Raw genomic sequence first — 479 nt, forward strand, 5'->3', positions numbered from 1 at the left:
TTGATCACTGCCGGCGTGCTGGGGTTTGGCGCCATTGTTCAGGCATATCCTGAGATTGAGCTTGTCGCGCGCTTCGGCGGAGCGGCTTTTTTAATCTTATATGGCCTTAAGAGTTTCTATTCGGCTTGGCAAGCAGAGCACGCTCTGGTTGCAGAAGGAGCGTCTACATCACACGCGTATAAGATCGCCCTAACCTGTCTTGCGTTTACCTGGCTAAACCCACACGTTTATCTGGATACTGTTTTTCTCCTTGGCGCGATTTCTGTTCAATATGGAGAGCAGCAACATCTTTTTGGTATCGGCGCGGTGTGTGCATCCTTCGCATTTTTCTTTTCACTCGGCTACGGTGCCCGCATACTGCGTCCTATATTTGAAAAACCAAGTGCATGGCGCATGCTCGACTTCATTATCGGTATCGTCATGATCGCGTTGGCCGTCAACTTACTGCTTTAGGTGCTTATGAAGTTATCGTCTTTGCG

Annotated in this window: 1 protein-coding gene; it reads left to right on the plus strand. The window is 49.3% G+C overall.

Annotation, left to right across the window (positions count from 1 at the left end; genetic code table 11):
* On the plus strand, window positions 1–453 hold a 453-nt coding region (locus tag A3751_RS01440), incomplete at its 5' end, for a LysE/ArgO family amino acid transporter (RefSeq protein WP_156492165.1).
* Between the last annotated feature and the right edge of the window lie 26 nt (window positions 454–479).

The organism is Oleiphilus sp. HI0080, assembly GCF_001635135.1.